The 22649-nt window shown below is 65.3% G+C and carries 22 protein-coding genes; 11 read left to right on the top strand and 11 right to left on the bottom strand.

Translation table 11 applies throughout. The features are described 5' to 3' along the window. Positions 1-755 precede the first annotated feature (755 nt). Entirely contained in the window at positions 756-2141 is a 1386-nt protein-coding gene (locus tag ACIGCK_RS14740) for a PLP-dependent aminotransferase family protein (protein ID WP_396666999.1), read from the bottom strand. 78 nt (positions 2142-2219) lie between these two features. Between ACIGCK_RS14740 and ACIGCK_RS14735 the strand changes: the two genes are divergently transcribed. From ACIGCK_RS14735 to ACIGCK_RS14720, 4 genes are all read left to right on the top strand, one after another. Further along, positions 2220-3449, top strand: coding sequence for a benzoate/H(+) symporter BenE family transporter (locus ACIGCK_RS14735; RefSeq protein WP_396666998.1), 1230 nt, complete (start codon positions 2220-2222; stop codon positions 3447-3449). A 59-nt stretch (positions 3450-3508) separates the two neighbouring features. Beyond that, positions 3509-3970: a GNAT family N-acetyltransferase gene (locus ACIGCK_RS14730; protein ID WP_396666997.1), complete on the top strand. Its 462-nt coding sequence runs from the start codon at positions 3509-3511 to the stop codon at positions 3968-3970. Positions 3971-4100: 130 nt separating this feature from the next. Further along, positions 4101-7151: a hypothetical protein gene (locus tag ACIGCK_RS14725; protein WP_396666996.1), complete on the top strand. Its 3051-nt coding sequence runs from the start codon at positions 4101-4103 to the stop codon at positions 7149-7151. Positions 7152-7356: 205 nt separating this feature from the next. Further along, positions 7357-8034: a metal-dependent transcriptional regulator gene (locus ACIGCK_RS14720; protein WP_396666995.1), complete on the top strand. Its 678-nt coding sequence runs from the start codon at positions 7357-7359 to the stop codon at positions 8032-8034. Here ACIGCK_RS14720 and ACIGCK_RS14715 read toward each other — a convergent pair. The 7 genes from ACIGCK_RS14715 to ACIGCK_RS14685 are packed head-to-tail and all read right to left on the bottom strand — an operon-like array spanning position 7935 to position 14238. Next, the gene (locus ACIGCK_RS14715) at positions 7935-8720 is read right to left on the bottom strand and encodes a metal-dependent transcriptional regulator (RefSeq protein WP_396666994.1); all 786 of its coding nucleotides are present in this window, start codon (positions 8718-8720) and stop codon (positions 7935-7937) included. The genes ACIGCK_RS14720 and ACIGCK_RS14715 overlap by 100 nt on opposite strands. A gap of 10 nt (positions 8721-8730) precedes the next feature. Next, positions 8731-9615: a metal ABC transporter permease gene (locus ACIGCK_RS14710; protein WP_396666993.1), complete on the bottom strand. Its 885-nt coding sequence runs from the start codon at positions 9613-9615 to the stop codon at positions 8731-8733. Further along, positions 9612-10562: a metal ABC transporter permease gene (locus ACIGCK_RS14705; protein ID WP_396666992.1), complete on the bottom strand. Its 951-nt coding sequence runs from the start codon at positions 10560-10562 to the stop codon at positions 9612-9614. Before ACIGCK_RS14705 ends, ACIGCK_RS14710 begins: the two co-directional genes overlap by 4 nt. Beyond that, the gene (locus tag ACIGCK_RS14700) at positions 10559-11359 is read right to left on the bottom strand and encodes a metal ABC transporter ATP-binding protein (protein ID WP_396666991.1); all 801 of its coding nucleotides are present in this window, start codon (positions 11357-11359) and stop codon (positions 10559-10561) included. The genes ACIGCK_RS14705 and ACIGCK_RS14700 overlap by 4 nt, the downstream gene beginning before the upstream one ends. 2 nt (positions 11360-11361) lie before the next feature. Beyond that, positions 11362-12132: a metal ABC transporter substrate-binding protein gene (locus ACIGCK_RS14695; RefSeq protein WP_396667000.1), complete on the bottom strand. Its 771-nt coding sequence runs from the start codon at positions 12130-12132 to the stop codon at positions 11362-11364. Positions 12133-12137: 5 nt separating this feature from the next. Continuing rightward, positions 12138-12320, bottom strand: coding sequence for a hypothetical protein (locus tag ACIGCK_RS14690; protein WP_396666990.1), 183 nt, complete (start codon positions 12318-12320; stop codon positions 12138-12140). Positions 12321-12375: 55 nt separating this feature from the next. Beyond that, positions 12376-14238, bottom strand: coding sequence for a phosphoenolpyruvate carboxykinase (GTP) (locus ACIGCK_RS14685; RefSeq protein ID WP_396666989.1), 1863 nt, complete (start codon positions 14236-14238; stop codon positions 12376-12378). Positions 14239-14474: 236 nt separating this feature from the next. Between ACIGCK_RS14685 and nrdI the strand changes: the two genes are divergently transcribed. The 7 genes from nrdI to ACIGCK_RS14650 all read left to right on the top strand — a co-directional run bounded on the left by nrdI (position 14475) and on the right by ACIGCK_RS14650 (position 20470). Then, on the top strand, positions 14475-14978 hold the full coding sequence (gene nrdI, locus ACIGCK_RS14680) for a class Ib ribonucleoside-diphosphate reductase assembly flavoprotein NrdI (RefSeq protein WP_396666988.1): 504 nt from the start codon (positions 14475-14477) through the stop codon (positions 14976-14978). Next, entirely contained in the window at positions 14975-17152 is a 2178-nt protein-coding gene (gene nrdE / locus ACIGCK_RS14675) for a class 1b ribonucleoside-diphosphate reductase subunit alpha (protein WP_396666987.1), read from the top strand. The genes nrdI and nrdE overlap by 4 nt, the downstream gene beginning before the upstream one ends. A gap of 32 nt (positions 17153-17184) precedes the next feature. After that, positions 17185-18210 carry a class 1b ribonucleoside-diphosphate reductase subunit beta gene (nrdF, locus tag ACIGCK_RS14670; RefSeq protein ID WP_396666986.1) on the top strand — a complete coding sequence of 342 codons (1026 nt, stop codon included), beginning with the start codon at positions 17185-17187 and terminating at the stop codon, positions 18208-18210. Next, entirely contained in the window at positions 18191-18523 is a 333-nt protein-coding gene (locus tag ACIGCK_RS14665; protein ID WP_396666985.1) for a hypothetical protein, read from the top strand. Before nrdF ends, ACIGCK_RS14665 begins: the two co-directional genes overlap by 20 nt. A gap of 23 nt (positions 18524-18546) precedes the next feature. Continuing rightward, a complete protein-coding gene (locus ACIGCK_RS14660) occupies positions 18547-19119 on the top strand; it encodes an NADPH-dependent FMN reductase (RefSeq protein WP_396666984.1) in 573 nt (190 codons plus the stop codon). Positions 19120-19253: 134 nt separating this feature from the next. Next, positions 19254-19886 carry a ClpP family protease gene (locus tag ACIGCK_RS14655; RefSeq protein ID WP_396666983.1) on the top strand — a complete coding sequence of 211 codons (633 nt, stop codon included), beginning with the start codon at positions 19254-19256 and terminating at the stop codon, positions 19884-19886. Next, entirely contained in the window at positions 19883-20470 is a 588-nt protein-coding gene (locus ACIGCK_RS14650; protein WP_396666982.1) for a ClpP family protease, read from the top strand. Before ACIGCK_RS14655 ends, ACIGCK_RS14650 begins: the two co-directional genes overlap by 4 nt. Before the next feature lie 31 nt (positions 20471-20501). On the opposite strand, the gene ACIGCK_RS14645 is transcribed toward ACIGCK_RS14650, so the two are convergent. The 3 genes from ACIGCK_RS14645 to ACIGCK_RS14635 form a co-directional block, all read right to left on the bottom strand. Further along, entirely contained in the window at positions 20502-20873 is a 372-nt protein-coding gene (locus tag ACIGCK_RS14645; protein WP_396666981.1) for a helix-turn-helix domain-containing protein, read from the bottom strand. Positions 20874-21016: 143 nt separating this feature from the next. Then, positions 21017-21664 carry a hypothetical protein gene (locus ACIGCK_RS14640; RefSeq protein ID WP_396666980.1) on the bottom strand — a complete coding sequence of 216 codons (648 nt, stop codon included), beginning with the start codon at positions 21662-21664 and terminating at the stop codon, positions 21017-21019. A 61-nt stretch (positions 21665-21725) separates the two neighbouring features. Further along, on the bottom strand, positions 21726-22649 hold a 924-nt coding region (locus ACIGCK_RS14635; RefSeq protein ID WP_396666979.1), incomplete at its 5' end, for a LuxR C-terminal-related transcriptional regulator.

Below are 22649 nucleotides of genomic sequence, written 5' to 3'. Positions count from 1 at the left end.
TGAGCGGCGGAGTAGTGAGCGGAGCACAACTGGCGGATTGACCGTTCATGCACGCGCGCGGTGGCCGGGGCGTCGGCCTCCGTCGCGATTCTGATAGCCATGCAACAAGGCTATCGCGTGACCACCCGCTCGCCTGGCGGCGTTGGCGGCTACCCAGGTCATCCTCACAGTGCTAACGAAAGTACTAAGCAACCTGTAGGTCGGGGTATCGTCGTGGAGTTATCCACAGGTCACATGCTGTAGATCGTTGATTTTATGCGGCAGAACGCCCTGTCGAGATTCACGGCGCGAGGGGGTCGAGGTCAGTTCAAGCCCCGCCCTTGCGGGCAACAACGGCCTTGCGGGGCGGTAACGGCCGCTAGGGCTAGAGATTTCGTGTGGCAATGAGACCAGCGTGCTGCGATTTCGGCGCATACGTCGCCGTTCTCGGCTCCAGGTACTGGAAGGTGAGGTCGCGGTTGCCGTCGCCGGTGGCGGGCTTCAGGAGAAACCTGTGCCCGTCCCCTCGGTGTTACGCGCATCGACGCCGCGAAAGCAGAAGGGGCACTTGACGTCCTGCCAGGAGCGGTGGGAGGCGTGGGACCCCTGCACCTGATGGTGCTCTCTGCCATCGCATCAGAAGAGGCGGGGATAGCTGACTCTCAGAACACGCATGAGGATCGAATGAGCCTTGAACTGCTCCACGACACAGGCGCCGACCGCAGCCGAAGGGTCGGGGGATCCGTCGTGGAAGCCGGCGGCTCGATCCTGCACGGCTACCCGGCTTCGCTGAGCTGGGCGATGCGCCTGACGCCCTCGGCGATCTGTGCTTCAGTCGCCGCACCGAATGAGAATCGCAGAAACGGCGCAGGTGGCTCGTCCACGAAGAAGTGGCGACCGTCGCCGACGAGCACCCCTGCACCGTAGGCGGCTGCGCAGAACTGTCGCGTATCGGTCCCGTGTGAGAGCTTGACCCATAGGTGAATGCCGCCCTTGGGCACTCTGGTGACCCGTGCTTCTGGCAGCGAGGAGTACAGGGTGGATATGAGCGCGTCTCTGCGGGTGGTGAGTTCGCCGCGAAGCCGCTTCACATGACGGGGCCAGGCACTCGAAGTCAGTAGCGAGTGAGCGATTTCTTGCACAAGCGGCGCCACGCACAGGTCATCTGCCGCACGGGAGGCGTGAAGGCGTTCACCGGCAGGCCCGCGGGCGATGATCGCGCCAAGTCGCAAGCCTGGCGATATGGGCTTGGAGAGTGTCATGACGGTGACGACGTGCCCATGGGGATCATCTATGAACAGCGGGGCAGGTGCCGGCCCCTCGAAGCCGAGGTGCCTGGCCCAGTCGTCTTCGATGATGAATGCCCCGTGTTGTGCTGCGAGTTCGATCACTTGTGCGCGGCGTTCTCGGGCAAGTACGGTGCCGGTTGGGTTGGCGTAGCTCGGTTGCATGTAGATCAGACGGGCTTTTGAGCGGTCGAGTTCGTCGGCGAGACGTTCGATGATGATGCCATGCTCGTCCGAGGGCACCGAGGCGATGTTCAGGCCCGCGCTTTGCGCGGCGAGGATCGCACCGGGGTAGCTCGGGCTCTCGGTGATGAGCGTTGCTCCTGGCTCGGCGAGGGTTCGCATAGCGAATACGAGTCCTTGCTGACCACCCGACACGATCAGCACGTCACCTGGGTCGGCACGGTATTCCGCGGCGACGACCCGGCGAAGGTCTGGCGAGCCCGCTGGAGGTGTCATCGTCCACGCGCGGCTGTTCTTCGCCGCACGAGCGCCGATGCGCTGCAACTCCTCGCCTGGCACCAGTTCCGGAGCGAGGTATCCCCACGAGAGTGGTAGGTGTTCGGGGGTGCCGTAGCCACCGAGCCGGGATGCCCGGTCGGCGTCCACCCGCACCCGACCGAGTGCTTGCGACTGCCACGAATAGTCCGGCTCGGCCAGACGTTCACGATTCGCCACGAACGTGCCGCGACCGGGTTCCGCTCGCACGAGTCCGAGTGCGCTCAGCTCGGCAAGCGCACCCGAGACGGTTGCGGCGCTCGCCTGGTACTGCTTCGACAGCTCACGCACGCCGGGGAGCTTCGCTCCGGGCGCCATGTCCGCAATCTGCTGGCGGAGCCGCGCCGCTATCGCAGCCGATCTGTTATCGTTTGACATGAAGGTATTAGATAACGCTTCCCAAGAATTCGCAATACCGTTACCACCCTGTGGGGCGCTGACTGGGACGGCTGCATTGTGAACCGCGTCGCCGCTCTGCTGCGCGACGTCTCTGTCACTGCGGTGGTCGCGGGCTTCTTGTCCGCACTCATCAACTTCGCTGGCCCGTTCCTCATCGTGCTCGAGGCGACCCGCGCGGCAGGCCTGGATGAAGCGCAGACGGCTTCGTGGGTATGGGCGCTGTCGATCGGTAACGGCCTGTGCAGCATCGTCCTCAGCCTGTTCACTCGGATTCCCGTGATCGTGGCCTGGTCGACCCCGGGGGCTGCGCTGCTGATTGCGTCGCTTGGAGGGTTCAGCTTCGCGGAGGCTGTCGGTGCGTTTCTTATCGCCTCGGTCGCGGCGGCAATCTTCGGGTGGACAGGTTGGTTCGGTCTGCTGCTGGCGAGGGTACCGGGCCCGGTGCTGCAAGCACTGCTCGCAGGCATCCTCTTACCTTTCGTTGTCTCGGCAGCCGAGGCCTTTACCAGCGCACCGCTGATCGCGAGCAGCATCATCCTGACGTTCTTCATCGGCAAGCGACTCTTCGACCGCTACGCCGTACTCGCGGCGCTCTCAGTCGGGCTGCTCGTAACCTGGGCAACGAGCTCGTTTACGCAGATCACCCCAACCCTCACCCTGGGCGGGCCGGTCTTCACGATGCCCGAGTTCACCCCTGCCGCGCTCGTGAGCGTCGCGCTGCCGCTGTTCATCGTCACGATGGCCTCGCAGAACGCGCCCGGCCTTGCGCTGCTGCACTCTCAGGGCTACTCAGTGAACGACCGGCTGCTCGTCGGCTCAATCTCGACAGTCTCAGCAATCCTGGCTCCATTCGGTGCGCACGGCATAAATCTCGGGGCGATCACCGCGGCCATCGCAATCGGCCCGGAATCGAACCCCGACAAGACCAAGCGTTATGTCGGCGGGCTCTCCGGCGGCATCACATACCTGCTGGTCGGCTCCTTCGGCGGAGTGCTCGTGGCCGGGTTCCAGGCGATCCCAACAGAAACCGTCTCCGTGGTCGCAGCCGTCGCGCTCCTGAGTTCCGCACTCACCGCCCTCAAGGGTTCCATGAGCAGCGACAACACACAGACAGGGCTCGCAGCGATCACCACCCTCGCCGTCACCATGTCCGGCGTCGTGCTGTTCAGCGTCGGCGCAGCCTTCTGGGGTCTCCTCGCAGGCAGCGCCGTCTACCTCATCCTCAGGGTCGCGAAACCCAAGACCGACGCATCCGTTTCACCGCAAGCAGTCACGTCTTCCCGATAGCGACTCGGCGTTCTCGCGCTACCTGGCGCATCACCCCCATCACAGAAAAGGAGCCATTCATGGCATCAACCACCGTCCCGACGATCCGCTTCCTCGCACCCGCCGACGAGCAACGCTGGCGCGAACTGTTCCGCGCCTACCGAGTCTTCTACAAGCTCGAAGAGTCAGAAGACGTCGTTTCCACTGCCTGGGGCTGGTTCATGGACCCCAAGCACGAGTGCAACGCTCTCGTTGCCGAAATCGACGGCGAGATCCTCGGCTTCGCACACCACCGGCGCATGTCTTCGCCCTACACCGCGACCAGCGGCATCTTCCTCGACGACCTCTTCACCACCCCCGAAGCACGAGGCAAAGGCATCGGCCGCGCCCTCATCGGCAGGCTCACCGACATGGCCCACGCCGAAGGCCGCGCATTCGTGCAGTGGATGACCGCAGACGACAACCACACTGCCCAGGGGCTCTACAACACCCTCGCGACCCGCACGAACTGGCTCGTCTACGAGACCCAACCCACCAACTAGGCGAGGCGAAACACGGTGACGCCCGTGAACCAGCCGTGTGGGAGGGACGGGGCACCTGCTCCTGATGGTGCTCTGCCATCACCCCAAGGAGACGGGCTGCCTGTCTCGTACAGCACGCAGGAGGAAACGGATGAGCGTCGAAGTGCTCCACACGGATGCCGCACACGAACCAGGGGCGGGGTATCCGCCGGGGAGGGCACTCGCCCGGTGGGTGGCGATGCTGCTCACTGGGCTGCTCATGATCACCGGCCTCGCCATCGGCGCAGCCTCCCCCGCGCAGGCGGCGACCCCCGGGCCCGGCTTCGGCGACCCGTACGGGCCGAATGGGTCGATCGGGGCGTTCATCGCGAACGACGGCACCCAGGTGTACTGCATGGATCTCATCGCAGTGCCCCCGTGGGGCAACACCACCGGACCTGTGACGGTCGAGGAACTGAACTCGCACAGCGGTTTCAACCTGACCGCGACGGAGCTGGCGAAGCTGAACTACGTCATGGCGATGTGGGGGCAGTCCGCAGATCCGCACATCACCGCTGCGGTGCAGCTGTATGTGTGGTCGGTCACAGACCCCGTCCCTTACAACTCGCACGGCATGTCCGGTGACGACTACTACGTCGCCCGGGCACCTGCGGCGAACCGTCCGCAGATCCTCGCGAACCTCGCGCAGATGCGGGCGCAGGCCGACGCGAACCATGCGGTGAACCCGCAGGTGTCGGTCTCGATCGACATGGCCGACCAGTACGCAGGAACGCTCACCGTGTCGGCATCTCCGTCGAGCCTGTCCGGGACGGTGACGCTCACGAACGCGGTGTTCGCGAACGGGCAGTCCACCAGGGCTCTCGGTGCAGGCAGCTTCCCGATCACCGGCACCCCCGCCGACGGGGTGCCCTCCTACCGGATCGAAGCGTCCGCAACCGTACCTGCTGCGGGGCTCGGCGCGCGCGTGAACCTCTACGACACACCCGGTCAGCAGCGGCTGCTCGGCGGAGCTTCCCCGATGGGGCTCGACGCGCACACCCGCACCCCGGTGATCGAGCTGGACTTCCAGCCCACGATCACCACTCAGGTCTCCTCCCGGTACGTCGCGGAGGGTGACACGTTCGCCGACCAGGTCACCGTCGGCCTGTCCAAGGGCACCTGGATTCACCTCGACGGCACCCCGGTCCCGGTGAACGCGGTCGGCACCCTCTACGGGCCGTTCGATGAGCAGCCAGCCGAAGCCGACACCGCCCCCGCAGGCGCCCCGGTGGCCGGGGAGGTGGAGCTGACGCTCACCGGCGCGGGCGTGTACGACGCCCCGGCGACGATCACAGCTCCCGAGTCCGGGTTCTACACCTGGGTGTGGGAGATCGACAAGGACGCGCAGGGGCAGTACGCGAAGTACCTCACCGACTCCGTGCGTGACAGGTTCGGGCTGGTGCCCGAGACCAGTGTGGTCCCGTTCCAGCCGGTCGCGGTGTCCGAGGCCGATCAGCGGCTCGTCGTCCCCGGCGACTCGGTGACCGACACGATCACCGTGTCCTCGAGCAACGGCGCCTGGTTGAAGATCGGCGGGGAGCACATCCCGGTGATCTTCGAGGGCACCCTCTACCAGGTGCCCGGCACGCTCCCGCCCGTCCAGTCCTCCACCGTCGACCCGGCCGCGGTGCCGGTCGGCGAGGTGACGATCACCGCGGACGGCCCCGGCGTCTACACTTCTCCGGAGGTGACCGTCCCGAACGCGGGATTCGTGACCTGGGTGTGGCAGGTGCGTCTCGCCGCGCAGCCGGAAGAGCTGCGGGACTACCTCGCCGGTGACTGGATCGACGAGTACGGCATCCCTGTGGAGTCGACCAGCGTCCGGCACCCGATCGAGACGACGAGTCAACTGCGCGAGTACAACGTCCACGAGGGTGGGCGCGCGTTCGACACGATCGTCGTGTCCGGGTTCCCCGACAACCACCCCGACTTCGAGGGCGACGGCTACTGGGGAGCGGATACCGAGACCATCACGCACACCGTGTACGGGCCGTTCGCCACGGACACCGTCCTCACTGACGACCTCGACCTCGAGGGCGCACCCGTGCTGACCACCGTGGAAACGGAGGCGCGCAACGGGGTGTACCAGATCGGGTACACCGACGAGGACCGGATCACGCCGACCGAGCCGGGCTACTACGTCGTGGTGAGTTCCTTCGACGGTGACGACCGGGTGCAGCCGTACCAGTCGTCACCGGCGGACATTCGGGAACGGTTCTTCGTCCCGGAAGAGCCCGAGTACGAGGCTCCGGTGTCGGTGATCACGCAGGCGACCCCGGAGGCGCTCGTCGGGGAGCCGTTCGAGGACACCGCCCTGGTGCAGGGCACGATCCCCGAGGGCGCGTACCTCGTGTTCCGCGCCTATGGACCCGAACCCGCCGATCAGTCACCGCTGTGCGAGGCGGAGCCGTTCTACGTCAGCGACGAGATCCCGGTCACGCAGCCAGCTGTCTACTCCTCCGGGACCACTTCTGTGGAGTCGGCGGGGAAGGTGTACTGGATCGAGACGCTCTACGACGCCGACGGTGAAGTGCTCTCCGAAGGCACCTGCGGGGCACCCGGTGAGACCACCGTCATCACCGAAGGCGAGAAGCTCGAGGTGACGACGAAGGCGGTCGCGAACGTGGTGCTCGGTGAGCCCGCGCACGATGTCGCGATCGTCACCGGCCCGGTGCCCGAGGGCACCACCCTCGTGTTCGAGGCTTACCGACAGGACGGCGACGTGGCAGTGTGCGAGGCGGACAACCGTGTGTTCGACACCTGGGAGTCTCCGATCGCGGTGACCGGGCCAGGTGAGTATGCCTCCGCCGAGGTCGTGTTCGACAAGGTCGGCACCTACTTCTGGATCGAGACGTTGCTCGACGCGAACGGTGAGAGCATCCACCGCGGACTCTGCGGTGCTCCGGGCGAGACGACCGTCGTCAGTGAAGTGCCGGTCACTCCCGAGACCCCCGGTGAGGACACCCCGCAACGGGAACTCGCGCAGACCGGGGCCGACGGGTGGCTGATCGGAGTCGGTGCCGCTGCGGCGCTGAGCCTCCTCGCCTCCGGAGCACTGCTGCTGTTCGGGCGCCGTCTCGCCCAGCGCCGCGAAGACGCCGAGAACACGGAAGGGGGTGAAGAGACCGAGTTCGTAACCCTCGAGGAACTGCTCAACGAGTAGCCTCAGGAAGAGAAGCACGAGTCCGCTGCGGCGGCCCGACCTCCTGCGAGAGGAGCGGGTCAGCCGCAGCGGATCTTTCTGTGCGGCACATGGATTCTCAGCCACACCATGAAGAACGCGGGTTCTCTAGGAGACGAGGGGCCTCTTCTCCGAGCTAGAAGTACGGCTGACCGTAGTTGAATCTTCGGCGGGCTATTCTGGTGCTATGTCGGTCTCTGAGTTATCTGCGAGCGCCCAGGACTATCTGAAGGCCGTGTGGGCGTTGGCGGAGTGGTCGGAGACCCCGGTAACGCCGAAACTGATGGCGGATCGGATGGGGTTGAAGCTCTCCTCGGTGTCAGACGCGGTTCGGAAGCTCACCGAGCAGGGCCTTCTCGAGCACGCCCCGTACGGTGCGGTGACGTTGACCGAGGAAGGGCGGGTGCACGCGGTAGCGATGGTGCGCAGACATCGTCTGATCGAGACGTTCCTGGTGGAAACGCTCGGGTATCGGTGGGATCAGGTGCATGACGAGGCCGAGACGCTCGAACACGCTGTATCCGATTTCATGATCGAGCGTCTCGCTGAGCTGCTCGGGCATCCTGATCGCGACCCTCACGGTGACCCCATCCCCTCTGCGGACGGCACCGTCGCACGCCCCAACGCGATCCACTTGACCGGGCTGATGCCGGGGCAGCGGGCGCGGGTGGAGCGGATCTCCGACGATGATCCGCAGTTGCTACAGTTCTTCGCAGAGAACGGCATCCGATACGGCACCGTACTCGAAGCGCACCCGAGCACCCCCTATTCAGAGGCGATCGAGGTGCTTGTCGAGGGTCGGACAGAGAGGCTCGCACTGGGGCGCGCAGCCACCGATGCGGTCTGGGTGGAGGAACTAGCCTGACCCGGGTTCTGGTGTTCCTTCCCGTCCGATCTTGCGGTGAAGATTCGGTAGGCGGCCTGGACTCCGATCGTGTGCGCTCCCTTGTCGCACATCAAGTCGATCACCCCGGTCGCGTGATCCATCTGCTCGACGCGAACAATCCGCCCCGGGGTGAGGCCGAGGGCATCAAAGCGGTCGAGTAGCGCGGAGTCGGTATCGGAGACGCGCAGGATCTCAAGCTCCACACCGCTGCGCTGTTCGCTCAACGGACGGCCCTGCCGTACGGTCGATTCGCCGGTTCCGGGTATCGGGTTACCGTACGGGTCGGTCTGCGGCGAGCCCGCGACCGCGTGGAGGCGGTTGGCAAGGTCGTCGTGGAGCACCGGCAGGAGCCCATCGGCTTCCCTGGCGACCTCCGGCCAGGGGTAGTCGAGCACCTGGTACAGGAATGCGCGGGTGATGCGGTTGTGTCGGACCACTGCGAGGGCGAGCTGTTCGCCCTTGAGGGTGAGTTCGATCGGCCCGTAAGGTTTGTGCCGGATCAGCCGCGCGTCCGCGAGCGAGCGAACGGTCTGCGAAACCGTTGCAGGCGCCTTCGCGAGCCGTTCGGTGAGCGCCGTGACGCCGACGCGGACGCGCTCTTCATGCTGCAGAATCCAGATCGCCTTGAGATAGGGAATGATCGTGGCATCACGCGGGGTCGGCACGGATCCTCCTTCACGGTGACGACGCCACTGCGTATTCACGCACGTTGCGATGGCGCCGCTGGCGGAGCCGCGTGGCCACAAGCACGACGCCGAACACGAGTCCATAGAACACCGACATGCCTGCGCTTGTCGCGGCGTCGAACACATACGCGAGCCAGAACCCGGCGAGTGCCCCGGCGACGGCGATCCCCGCGGTCAGGGCGATCATCACCGGCAGGCGCGTGCTGAGCAGATACGCCGTGGCTGCCGGCACCACGACGAGCGCGATCACAAGAATCGCACCTGCCGCGTTGAACGCGGCCGTAACGGTGACCGAGACGAGGAACATGAACGCCGTGTTCAACAGACCTGCCCGGACACCGAGGCTGGTCGCGAACTGGGCGTCGAAGGTCGTGACCTTCAGCTTCGAGTAGTACAGGCCCAGGAACGCCAGGTTCACGAGGAGCACGCCGAGCATTACATACAGGTAGACCGGCCCCCACGAGACCCCGCCGATCACGAGTTGCTCCCAGGCTGCGAGGTTGAGGTCGCCCACGAGCACGGCATGGGTGTCGAGGTGGACGTTCGCGAAGTTCAGGGTGACGAGGATCACGCCGCCGCTGAACAGCGCCGGGAAGATCAGCCCTTGCGAGGCGTCCCCGGTGAGGAGCCCGGTGCGGGAGAGCCACTCGCTGCCCAGCACGACCACGAGACCGGCGAGGGCAGCGCCGAGGATCAGCAGCGGGGAGTCGAGGTTGTGGGCGAAGAAGTAGCCGACGACGATGCCGGGCAGCACGGCATGGCTGATCGCGTCGACGAGCATCGAGTTCTTTCGCAGGACCACGAACACCCCCGGGAGAGCGCAGGCGAGGGCCGTGACGACGGCGAGCAGCGTGGTGCCGAGAACGAAGCTCATCGGAGGACTCCTTCCGCGGGTGCAGACGCGAGTAGCAGTTCCCGCTTCAAGGCCGCGCGTGCGCGAGTGCGGGAGATGGCGCGGGTGATGATGCTGCGCCGTGGCGAGAAGAGCAGCGAGACGAGGAAGATTGCGAACAGCGTGAGCACGATCAGCGGCCCAGTCGGAACCTTGCCGAGCACGATCGAAAGGTACGCGCCGACGCCGCTGCCGACCGCACCGAACACGGCGGACAAGGCGACCATGCCCGGCAGGGTGCGGGTCCATTGCCGAGCAGCGGCCGGCGGGGTGACGACGAACGCGACCATGAGCACGAGGCCGACCGCCTTCACGCCGATCACAGTCGCGATCACGATCGTGGTGAACATGAGGGTATCGATCGTGCGCGCCCTGAACCCGAGCACCGTGGAGTGATCCGGGTCGAAGGTGCGCAGCGCGAACTCCTTCCAGAACACCAGCATCAGAGCGAGCGCGAGGGCACCCACGGTGATGCTCGTCGTCAGGTCGGCGATCGTGATCACCGAGGCGTTGCCGAACAGGTAGTCCTGGATGCCGCCCTTGCCCGGGAAGGCTCCGTTCGCGATGATCCGCATGAGCAGCATGCCGCCGCCGAAGAAGACCGTGAGCGACACCGCCATCGCGGTGTCGATGCGGATCTTCGACACCCGCGAGACCCCGTTGGCGAAGAGCACCGCGAGCGTTCCGACGATGACCGCGCCGATGATCAGTGCGATCATGTTCCGCCCATCCGCGCCCAGCACGACGACCGCCGTCAGGAACGCGAGCAGCGTCCCGGGCAGCGCCGCATGCGAGATCACGTCGCTGATGAGCGACTGCTTCCGCAGATAGGCGAAGCTCCCGAGCGCACCCGCAACCAGGCCGATGGTCATGGTGCCGAAGAACACCATCCGGTAGGTGTGGTTCCCGAGAAACTCGATCAGGCTCACGACGCGAACTCCAGGAACGCGTCGTCGCCTGCCGTGACCTCGTACGCGGTGCGGATGTTCTCGCGCGTGAACGATTCGTCAGCCGGCCCCGAGGCGACGACGCGGCGGTTCAGCAAGGTGACGTGGTCGCAGTAGTCGCGCACGGTCGCGAGGTCGTGGTGCACGATCACGACCGTCTTCCCCTGCTCTCGCAGGGTGTGGAGCACGGAGACGATGGCCTGCTGGCTCTTCGCGTCGATGCCCTGGAACGGCTCGTCCATGAAGTACAGATCCGGGGCCTGCACCAGCGTGCGGGCGAGGAACACGCGCTGGCGCTGCCCACCCGAGAGCTCCCCGATCTGATGGGAGGCGAGATCCGGGATCCCCGTCTGCTCGAGTGCCGCGACCGCCCGGGCGCGCTCTCGCTTTCCGGGGCGGCGGATCCAGCCAAGGGAGCCGTAGGTGCCCATCGTGACCACATCGAGCACCGTGGTCGGGAAGTCCCAGTCGACACTGGTCGACTGCGGCATATAGCCGACCCGTTTCCGCGTGCGTGCGAGGGGCTGCCCGAAGAACTCGGAAGTGCCGGTCAGGGGCTTCACGAGGCCGAGCATCGCCTTGATGAGTGTGGACTTCCCGGCCCCGTTCGGGCCGACGACCCCCATCACCACCCCCTGGGGCACGGCGAAGTCGACGCTGCGCAGCACCGGCTCCGCCCGGTAGGCGACGGAGAGGCCCCGGGCGCTGCAGGCGAGGGCGGCACCCGGGGAGGCCGGGGCTCCAGTGGGAGCCCCGGCCTCGTGAACGGTGTCGGTCACGGTCACTGCCCCGCGGTTCCGAGTGCCTCGGCCACCGCGCGCGCGTTGTGCGAGAACGCACCGATATAGGTGTTCACCGGGTCCTCCGCACCGAGGGAGTCCGCGAAGAGCTCCTCGCCCGAGACCTCCACCTGCCAGCCCAGCGACCGCACGGCTTCCTTCAGGCTGGTGATGGCCTGCGGGTTGGCCTGGTTGTCCTGGAAGATCACCGGCACCTCGTTGTCTGCGATCAGCTGCGCGAGCTCCGACAGCTCCCCCGCACTGAGCTTGGCCTCGGTGGAGACGAAGTCCGTGGCGTGCACCTCCAGGTCGAAAGTCTGCCCGAAGTAGTTGAACGCGTCATGCCCGGTGATCAGGATCCTCGGCTCGATCTTCCCGTCGCCGAGCAGTTCGTGCGCCTCGGCGACCACCGCATCGATCTCCTCGATGTACGCCTCGGCGTTCGCCGTGTACTCGGCCGCGTTATCCGGGTCGATCTCGCCGAGCTTGTCCGCGACGTAACCGACGACGAGCGTCCACGCTTCGGGGCTGTTCCAGACGTGCGGGTCATGCAGAGCGTTGCCCTGATCGTCGGTCTCGGGCCAATCCAGCAGCAGCTCTGCGGGGAGCTGGTCGCCGACGGCGAGCTGCGTTTCTCCCAGGCTCTCGAGCTGGTCGATCATCTGCGCCTCGAGGTGCAGGCCGTTCCAGAACACGACGTCGGCGTTCTGGATCGTCTCGATGTCCTTCGTCGACGGCTGGTAGGTGTGCGGGTCGCCGCCCGGCCCGACCATCGTGGTCACCTCGGCATCGGGGCGATGTTCGCGACCGCGTCGGCAAGGTACCCGGTGGTGGCGTAGACCTTGAGCGGGTCGCCGTCACTGCCGGGCTCGGGGGTGCCGGTGCCCCCGCAGGCGGTGAGGCCGAGGGCGGCAATCGCTGTGATCGCGACTCCGGTGAGGAACTTCCTGGTGATCTTCAAGAGATGCAGCCTTCCTGTATCAGTGGGTGTTGAGATGGGTCGATCCAGTGCCGGATCAGGGATGCTCGTTGTCGACCGAGGCCGCTTGTGCGGTGAGGGCGGCGCTGAGGGCCTGGTGGGCGTCCCAGATCTCGCGCGGCACATCGGGCAGGCCCTGGAGGTGCTCCTGCCGATGCTGTGCTTCCTCGATCCAGCGCTTCGTGTCGATTCGCAGCAGCCTGTCGAGATCCCCTGCAGGGATGTCGAGGCCTGTGAGGTCGAGTTCCTCGGCCGTGGGGATGACCCCTACTGGTGTGGGCTGCCCGTGGGCATGGCCTGCGCGGTAGCGCATGAGCCAGTTCAAGGCGCGGAGGTTTTCGCGGTAGCCGGGCCAGAGGTAGTGGCCGTCTTCGGGGTCGCGCTGGAACCAGTTGACGTGCGCGAACACCGGAAGCTCCGTGAGCTGCCCGAGCAGGGTCAGCCAGTGCTGGGCGTAGCGGCCCTCGGAGTAGGAGAAGAAGGGGCGCATCGACATGGGGTCGTATCGGAGTTGCCCGTCGACGCCCTCGGCCGCGAAGGTCGCCTCCGCCCCGAGGGTGAGTCCGTCGTAGACCCCGACGGTGAGGTCGTCGATGGCCCGGATGAGGGGTTCGCGGTCGCGGGTGCGTCCGCCGAAGATGATCGCGTCGATCACGACGCCGGCCGGGTCAGCGGCGTCGGCGGCGAGATTCGGGATCTGTGCGAGCGGGATGGTGAAGCGGCTGTTCGGGTGCGCCCACGGGGCATCCTGCTGGTCGGGAGCGCGGTCGGCGATCGGGGTGCCGGTCCAGTCGAGCCAGCCGTCGAGTGCGGCGGGCGGCTCTGGGGTGAGTCCTTCCCACCAGACCTCGCCGGTGAGGTGGTTGTAGGCGGTGTTCGTGAAGATCGTGCCGGAACTTTCCTCGATCGCGGCCATGGCGGTCGGGTTCGTGCGCTCATTCGTGTCTTTCGCGACCCCGAACGCGCCGTTCTCGGGGTTGATGGCGCGCAAGCGGCCGTCGTCGTCGATCCACATCCAGGCGATGTCGTCGCCGTAGAAGTCCACCCGGTACCGCTCGCCGAGCGCGTCCGGTGGCAGGGTCATAGCGAGGTTGGTCTTGCCCGAGGCGCTCGGAAAACCGCCGCAGACGTGAGTGATGACGCCGGTGTCGAGGTCGCGGATGCCCAGCAGCAGGAACTGTTCCGCGAGGAACTTCCCGGAGGTGTAGCCGTCGTAGGAGGCCTGGCGCAGGCCGTGGGCGATCTTCCCCAGCAGCGCGTTCCCACCGTACGCGGAACCGTAGTGGAGGATCGTGCGCTCATCGGCGACGGTCGCGAACAGACGCGCATCCTCGGGCGTGCCATGCCCGAGCGATTCGGGATCACCGGTGACCTGCACGCCGCGCACGAAGAAGTCCGGGTCGGTGAGCCCGTCGAAGTGATCGAGGCCGACGCGGGCCATGCGGATCATCTGCAGCACGACCGTACGGTCATCGGTGAGCTCGACCCCGGCGGCGTAGCCCGCGAGGGGCGTGCCGGGCGGGGCCATCAGGTAGGGGACGACGTACATCGTCTTCCCGCGAGACGCGCCGCGCATCCGCTCGGTGATGAGCGGCTTCACCTCGTTTGCGGGCTGCCAGTTGTTGTATCGGCCACGATCGGCGGGGTCCGAGGTCGCGACGACGGTGCGCTCCTCGGAACGCGCCGTGTCCTTCGGATGGGATCTGGCGTAGTAGCGGCCCTTGCCTGCGGGCAGCAGTTCCCCTGCGGCGAGGGCTTCACCCAGGAGCCGCGCATCGTCGGCAGCTGAGACGAGTTCGATCCGGTCGGGCTCGGTGACCCCGGCCCACTCCTCCACGAACGTCCGGATGCTCTCGTTCCGAATCTCGGCAGGAATCTGGATCCGGTTCGGATCACTCATCGCACAACCTCATTCATTCTCGATGGGCGGTCTCGGCCCGCGTGGACTGGTGACGCGCCCTGCCCGCACCCCACCATGATCTGCACCTCTAACTCTAATGTTCGGTCACCCGTAGTTACAAACATGGGCGTGTCGTAGTGAGTGGCCCCCCATTCGTGCTAACACTAGATGTTGTGCCACGGCAGCGATGAATCACTACATATGGTGATTGATGTTGAGAAGGGAGTGATGTGCAGATGAGCGTGAACCGGCCGAAACCAGGACGTGGCACCCCGGTTGTGCGCGTGCTCGAGGGGGGAGAGTCGCCGGATCTGGTGTTCTTCTCGAGCGTGTCCGAGAACACCCGGCGCTTCGTCGAGCGTCTCGATCGAGGAGCGGCGCGGATCCCGTTGCGGCCCCGCGTGGAGGGCATGATCCGGGTGACCCGCCCGTTCGTGCTCATCCTGCCTACCTATGGCGGGGGCGAACGAGCAGGGGCCGTGCCGAAGCAGGTGATCCAGTTCCTGAACGACGCCGCGAACCGGGCGCTCATCCGCGGGGTCATCTCTGCCGGGAATACGAACTTCGGCGAGCACTACTGCATCGCCGGCCCCATCATCTCGGCCAAGTGCCGGGTGCCGGAGCTGTACCGCTTCGAGCTCCTGGGCACCGACCGCGACGTCGCCCGCGTGAACGAGGGGCTCCCCGAGTTCTGGGCGCAACAGACTGTTTCACCACTGAACGAGAAGGACATCGCATGACCATCACCGCACCACCCACCACCGATACCACTCCCCATCGCCCGGTGCGCGCCGGGGTCGGTGAGCGCAAGGACTACCACGCCCTGAATGCGCAGCTGAACCTGTTCGCCGCGGACGGGTCGATCCAGTTCGATAAGGATCGTGAGGCCGCGGACGCTTACCTCACACAGCACGTCGCCCCGAACACCAGGCGGTTCGGTTCCGTGTGGGAGCGCCTGGAGTGGCTGATCGCGCACGACTACTATGAAGAGTCGTACCTGCGCGCCTACGCCCCGGACTTCGTGGAGTTGCTGCATGAGCGGGCGTCGGGTCTCGGGCACCGCTTCCAGACGTTCCTCGGCGCGTTCAAGTTCTTCACCTCCTACGCGCTCAAGACCTTCGACGGCACCACCTACCTGGAGGGCTTCGAGGAGCGCGTCATCGCGACCGCCCTGTTCCTCGGGCAGGGCGACGCGGATCTCGCTGCGCGCCTCGTCGACGAGATGCTGTCGGGTCGGTTCCAGCCGGCGACCCCGACGTTCCTGAACGCGGGCAAGGCGCAGCGCGGCGAACTCGTGTCCTGCTTCCTGCTGCGCCTCGAGGACAACCTCGAATCGATCGGCCGCAGCGTGAACTCTGCCTTGCAGCTCTCCAAGCGCGGCGGCGGAGTGGCTCTGCTGCTGACGAATCTCCGCGAGACGGGAGCCCCGATCAAGCAGATCGAGAATCAGGCTTCCGGTGTGGTGCCGGTGATGAAGATCCTCGAGGACAGCTTCAGCTATGCGAACCAGCTCGGTGCCCGGCAGGGTGCGGGTGCGGCGTATCTGCATGCGCACCATCCGGACATCATGCGGTTCCTCGATACCAAGCGGGAGAACGCCGACGAGAAGATCCGCATCAAGACCCTCTCGCTCGGCGTCGTGATCCCGGACATCACCTTCGAGCTGGCGAAGCAGAACCGCGAGATGCACCTCTTCAGCCCCTACGACGTGCTGCGCGAGACCGGCATCCCGCTGTCGGATCAGTCGGTGACCGACCGGTACGAGGAGTTCGTCGCGAACCCGCGCATCCGCAAGACGACGATCAGCGCCCGCGACTTCTTCAAGACCCTCGCCGAGCTGCAGTTCGAGTCCGGCTACCCGTATGTGCTCTTCGAGGACACCGTGAACCGTGCGAACCCACTCCAGGGGTGGGTGAACATGTCGAACCTCTGCTCCGAGATCCTCCAGGTCAATACTCCCTCGGAGTACGACGCGGCGATCGGCTACGCGGAGGTCGGACGGGATATCTCCTGCAATCTCGGATCGCTGAACATCGCGCAGACGATGGCGTCTCCCGATTTCGGGGCGACGGTCGAGACTGCGGTGCGGGCGCTCACGAGCGTGTCGGATCAGACCGATGTCGACGCGGTGCCCTCTGTTGCGGCAGGGAACGCGGCATCGCATGCGATCGGGCTCGGGCAGATGAACCTGCACGGCTACCTCGCCTCCCAGCGCATCCGCTACGGCAGCGAGGAAGGCATCGACTTCACTGACGCCTACTTCCGTGTTGTTGCCTACCACGCGCTGCGCGCCTCGAACCGGCTCGCGATCGAACACGGCGAAGCCTTCGCGGGGTTCGAGCAGAGCGACTACGCCGACGGCACCTATTTCGACCGCTACGTCGCCGATGAATGGCGGCCCGGCACCGAGCGCACGCGCGAACTCTTCACAGCGGCCGGGGTCGCGCTGCCGAGCGTCGCCGACTGGGAGCAGTTGCGCGATTCGATCCGGGAGCACGGCATCTATAACGCCTACCTTCAGGCGGTGCCGCCGACCGGGTCGATCAGCTACGTCAACCACTCGACGGCGTCGATCCACCCGATCGCGGCGAAGATCGAGATCCGCAAAGAGGGCAAGCTCGGCCGCGTCTACTACCCGGCCCCGCACATGACCGACGACAATCTCGAGTTCTTCGAGGACGCCTACGAGATCGGCCCCGAGAAGATCATCGACACCTACGCCGCAGCCACCCAGCACGTCGACCAGGGCCTCTCGCTGACGCTGTTCTTCAAGGACACCGCCACGACCAGGGATATCAACAAGGCACAGATCTATGCCTGGCGCAAGGGCATCAAGACGCTCTACTACATCCGCCTGCGCCAGCTCGCCCTCGAAGGCACCGAGATCGAGGGCTGCGTCTCCTGCGCCCTCTGACCCCACTCGACCAACTCAGAAAGACCACCAGCATGACCAGCATCGCTTTCGATCGCCCGCTCACCGAACTCTCGATCACTCCACCCGCATACCGTCACGATCCCGCAGCACGCCTCAGGCCGATCAACTGGAACCGTGTCGGCGACGACAAGGATCTGGAGGTGTGGAACCGGCTCACGGCGAACTTCTGGCTGCCCGAGAAAGTGCCGCTCTCGAACGATATTCCCGCCTGGCAGAAGATGAGTCAGGAGGAACGCACCCTCACGATGCGCGTGTTCACGGGCCTCACGATGCTCGACACGGTGCAGGCCACGGTCGGGGAGATCTGCCAGATCCAGGACGCCCGCACCGAGCATGAGGAGGCCGTCTACACGAACATCGCGTTCATGCAGTCCGTGCACGCCCGCTCCTACTCCTCCGTGTTCTCCACGCTCACGTCCACGCCGGAGATCGATGACGCGTACCGGTGGGCGGTCGGCAACGACCTGCTGCAGGAGCGCTGCAAGAAGGTGCTGCAGCACTACTACGGCCCCGACCCGTTGAAGCGCAAAGTCTCGTCGACACTGCTCTCCTCGCTGCTGCTCTACGCCGGCTTCTACCTGCCGTTGCACTTCTCTGTGCACGCCACGCTCACGAACACCGCGGACATGATCCGCCTGATCCTGCGCGATAAGGCCGTGCACGGCTACTACTCGGGATACAAGTACCAGCGCGGCCTCGAAACGCATTCGCAGGCCGAGCAGCAGGAGATGCGCGACTTCACCTTCGACCTGCTCGAAGAGCTCTACGAACTGGAGCTGCAGTACTCGGGTGAACTGTACGAGCCACTCGGCCTTATGGACGACGTCGCGGTGTTCGTGCGCTACAACGCAAACAAGGCGCTCATGAATCTCGGCTACCCCGGGAGGTTCTCACCCGAGGAGACCGAGGTGAACCCCGAGATCCTCGCCGCACTCTCCCCCGGCAGCGATGAGAATCACGATTTCTTCAGCGGCTCAGGGTCGAGCTATGTGATGGGCAAGGGAGAGGACACCACCGATGCCGACTGGGATTTCTGAGCCGGCGCCCGATCCGATGCCGCGCCCCGACGACGGTGCCTGGCTTGAGACGATCGCACTGTTCGAGGCGATCCGCGAAGGCAACCAGCCCGCCGCTCACCGACTCCTGAGCAGCAGCGCGAAACGTGACGCCGTGCTCGGAGGCCTGTTCTCCATGCTCGGAGTGTTCCTGCGCGGCGAGGACGCCTCAGGCCGGGCAAAGCTCGACCACTTCATCGAGGCCTCTCACCGTGCGGGGCCGCCGCCGGCATTCGGAGCGCGCCCGTTCCCCCACCCATCGACTCCTGAGCCGCCGACAGGCGTTGTCAGCTGAACCATCGAAAGAGAGCACCACCCATGACCAAGCACGTCAGCGTGATCGTCGGGAGCCTGCGCCGCGGCTCCTTCGCCCGCAAGATCGCACAGAACGTTCTCCCGATGTTCCCCGAAGGCTATGAAGCTCGGATCGTGGAGATCCGCGACCTCCCCCTTTACGACTTCGACTACGACGACCCCGAGGTCACCGACAAGCCAGTACCGGCCGAGTACACGGCGTTCCGGGAGACGATCACGTCCTCCGCCGGGGTGCTCTTCGTCACACCCGAGAACAACCGCACCATCCCGGCATGCCTGAAGAACGCCGTCGATATCGGCTCCAAGCCCAACAGCGACGTCGCCTGGAAAGGGCTGCCAGTCGGGATCATCAGCCACTCCGTTGGACGCATGGGCGGCTACTCCTCCCAGAAGAATCTGCGGCTCGCGCTGTCCTACTTCGATATGCCCACCGTCGGACAGCCGGAAGTGTTCCTTTCACAATCACCGGATCTCTTCGACGGCGGAGAAGAGATCATAAGTGACTCCACCGTCGCTTTCTTGCAGGGCTATATCGACCGGCTGTCCCAAGTAATCCAGGGGAACAGCCGCAGCTAATCGAAGAGGGCCCGCAGAACCTTGGCGTATAGGAAAGGTGTATTCCAGGGTACTGATGGGCGACTCTGCTGCAGGCTGATCTGCTGAGAGTGGATATCGACTCTCAGCGACTCGACGCGGGTCACGATGGATGCATGAGTGATTCCCCGAAGCCACCGTTGTTCACCGAGGCCGTGCGGCGTGAGTTCTACGAGCGTCGTGTGCTGGTGCTCGATGGTCCGTTGGACGACGACAACGGTACGTTGCTCGCCACGCAGCTCATCACCTTGGCGACGGAGGACTCGTCTACCGATATCGCACTGTGGATTCACTCTCCCGGCGGCTCAGTGCCCGCGATGCTCGCGATCCGAGACATCATACGCACGATCCCGAACGACGTGTCCACGCTCGTGTTCGGCATCGCCTACAGTGCCGGGCAGTTCCTGCTCTCGGCCGGCACGAAGGGCAAACGGAAAGCGCTCCCGCATGCGCGGGTGCTCATGCATCAGGGGTCGGCGGGAATCGGAGGAGCCGCTGTCGATATCGCTCTGCAAGCAGACGACCTTCGTCACACCCGCGATACCGTGCTCGGCCTGATCGCCGAAGACACCGGGCAGCCGGTCGAGCGGATCTTCGAGGACTCGTTGCATGACCACTGGTACTCGGCGGAGCAAGCCCGCGAGTACGGGTTCATCGACACCATCGTGACCTCCTTCGATGACTATCGCCCGCAGCAGCGTCGCATCGCCGCCGGATTCGCGCACACCCAGGAGGGCGCAGCCTCATGAGCAGCTACACCATCCCGAACGTCATTGCGCAGCATCCGCGCGGTGAGCGCATCATGGACGTCTACTCGCATCTGCTCACCGAACGGGTCGTGTATCTGGGAACCGGGATCGACGCGGGCGTCGCGAACGCGCTCATCGCGCAACTCTTGTACCTCGAAGCCGACAGCCCGGAGCGCGACATCCAGCTCTACATCAACTGCGAGGGCGGCGACCCGAGCGCGATGCTCGCGATCTACGACACGATGAAGTTCATCAAACCCGATGTGGCAACCACCTGCGTGGGGCAGGCTGTCTCGGTCGGCGCGGTGCTCCTTGCCGCCGGTGCGCCCGGGAAGCGGGCCGCGCTCCCGCACGCCCGGATCGTGCTCCACCAACCGGCCGCACAGGGCCGGGGAACGATCCCCGACCTGATCCTGCAAGCCGATGAGGTGATCCGACTACGAGCGGACATCGAAGGAGTCCTCGCGCACCACACCGGGCAGAGCGTGGAGACCCTACGCGCCGACACCGACCATGATCGAGTCTTCACCTCAACCACGGCCCGCGACTACGGCCTGCTGGATCAAGTGATCGCCGAACGATGAAGCCGACTCGGCTTCTCCCATGCCTACAGCGTTACGCGGCCAGCGCGAAGCTCGCCTGCGACGCGCACAGCTGCGCAGCGGGCGGGCTGATCGCTGCGAGCGACCGCGCGACGTCGCGCGTCAGATCGAGCAGTGTGGTGTCCAATGCGCCGCTGACGGCGGAGATGATCTCGCTTGACGGTTCCTTGCGGCCGCGCTCGATCTCTGACAGGTACTGCGGGGAAACTCCAGCACGGGTTGCCACGTCATTCAAGGTGTCGCCGAGGTCGTTTCTGCGTTCGCGGAGTTGTTCTCCCAGCATCTGCCGCCACAGCGGTTCCCGCACCGGTGCCGCTTCACACGTGCGCTCGATCGGACTCCGGTCAGCGTCGTTCGCTGGTCCAATCGCGGGAATGTCGGCCATGCTTCATCCTAAGACGCCGTGCCTGTTCCGAAGGGGTATTTCTGCTCACAGCAGAGAACCGCGATGAGAAGCTGTCACTCGCGGATCATCAACACCTCGAGTGGCAATCGGCTCCCGCCGCCGGCGGGGGTGATGTGCGCCTGTCAGGAAGGGTCGAGCAGCTGGCGGGCAAGTTCGACGTGCATGGCGATGATCGGGTCTGTGTCTTCTCGGTAGCGTTCAATCAGCTTGGTCAGCGTCATGTTTGCGGTTTGCTGGCCATGGAGTCGTCGATTTCGGAGCCCCTGGAGCATTCTGCGCTGGGCGTCGATACGACGGATCTCCGGGGCCTCGTCCTCGCCGAACAGGTGCGTGAAGCACCGATCGAAATCCGTCCAGTCCGCCTGGGTGTCGGCATTATCGAGCCAGTAGTGCATGAGTACATGCGCAACCCAGATCCTGCCCCCGGGCGCCGGGTCGCTGCCGAAGTCGCTGATGAACTGCCGCAGGGTGGGGTTGTCAGACGGATGCGTTTCCGGGTCACGGGAGAGTCGGCTGCGCCAGAATCCGGCTTGAGCGAGCTTCTCCCGGTCGATGCTGTCACCGGAGTGCGCCCATCCTTCCTGAATGCGATCAAGCTGTGCCTTGGCACTCGCATAATCTCCCTCACGGATCAGGTTGTCGACGTGATCGAACTCGGAGCTGTTCGGAGTGGCACCATGGAGGTCGCTGGCCTCCGGGGCACCGAGAACTTGCCAAGGCTGGCGCACGGTTCGGCCAGTGGAGCGTGCGGTTGAGCTGTCAGCCATCATCGTCTCCTCATTGCGGGCTGGATACGGGAACACCAGTCACGGCGCCGCTGGTGAAGCCTTCTCAGGAGAGCAGGCGCAGTTCCTTTGCCCGACGCACGATTTCCGGTCGCCCGCTGACTTGCAGTTTGCGTGACAATGCCCGTACATGTGTTTTGACCGTGTTGGCGCTGAGGAAGTGGCGTTCGGCGAGTTCCATAGTGCTCAGCCCTTCTCGCAGCCCCTCGAGAATGTCCTGCTCACGTTTCGTGAGCGCGGGGACGTGCGTTTCGTTCGAGAGAAGCATTCGGGATCTGATGGTGCCAGTGATCTGTGCCGCCCGAGCGGCATGTTGCAGTGCTTCGGAGTGCTCTTCGAGCATCGAGATCTCTTCCGCGGGGATCAGCGTCGCCGATTGTGCGACCAGTGCCGGGTCGCGCTCGAGAAGCGCATCGAGGGTGTGTCTTGCTGCCTCGCGTCGGTCGAGGCGCATCAGCGCCTGGGCGCGGAGCAGGGCGACCATGACCTCTATCCGGTCACCCCACCCGATCTTCACCTTGTCGAGATGGTCTAGGGCGTCTTGGTTCCGGTTGGTCAGGAGAGCCGCGAAGGCTGCGAGCATTGACGCGGACGGTTCCGGTATCTCGGCCCGGCTGGCCATCTCGATGGCGTGTGAGATGTCGCCCGAGAGCGCACCTCTGAGAGCATCCATCCCATCTCGTACGATGCGCGGCAACTCGTAGTTCGCCAATGGTCTCCGCGGTCCGGGCGGTGGGCCCTCTTGGGGGATACTCGCGATCCGAGCATGGAGTCTGGTGAATCGCTCGTCGATCTGCCGGAATGCTTCGAGTTCTTCGAGGAGTTCGATGTCTGGGCTGACCAGCGCACGGAACCCCACCGGCTGGTGATCAATACCCCCGTTACTTTGTTCGTAGCTCCTGACCCGCGAGGATGAGGAGCAAGGCAGCCAGCCGGGACCGGCATGATTGTTGCCCCCTGTCGTACCAAT

It is taken from the genome of Microbacterium sp. NPDC078428, from assembly GCF_044542535.1.
Lineage (GTDB): Bacteria > Actinomycetota > Actinomycetes > Actinomycetales > Microbacteriaceae > Microbacterium > Microbacterium limosum.
This window is presented reverse-complemented; position numbering and strand designations above follow the sequence as displayed.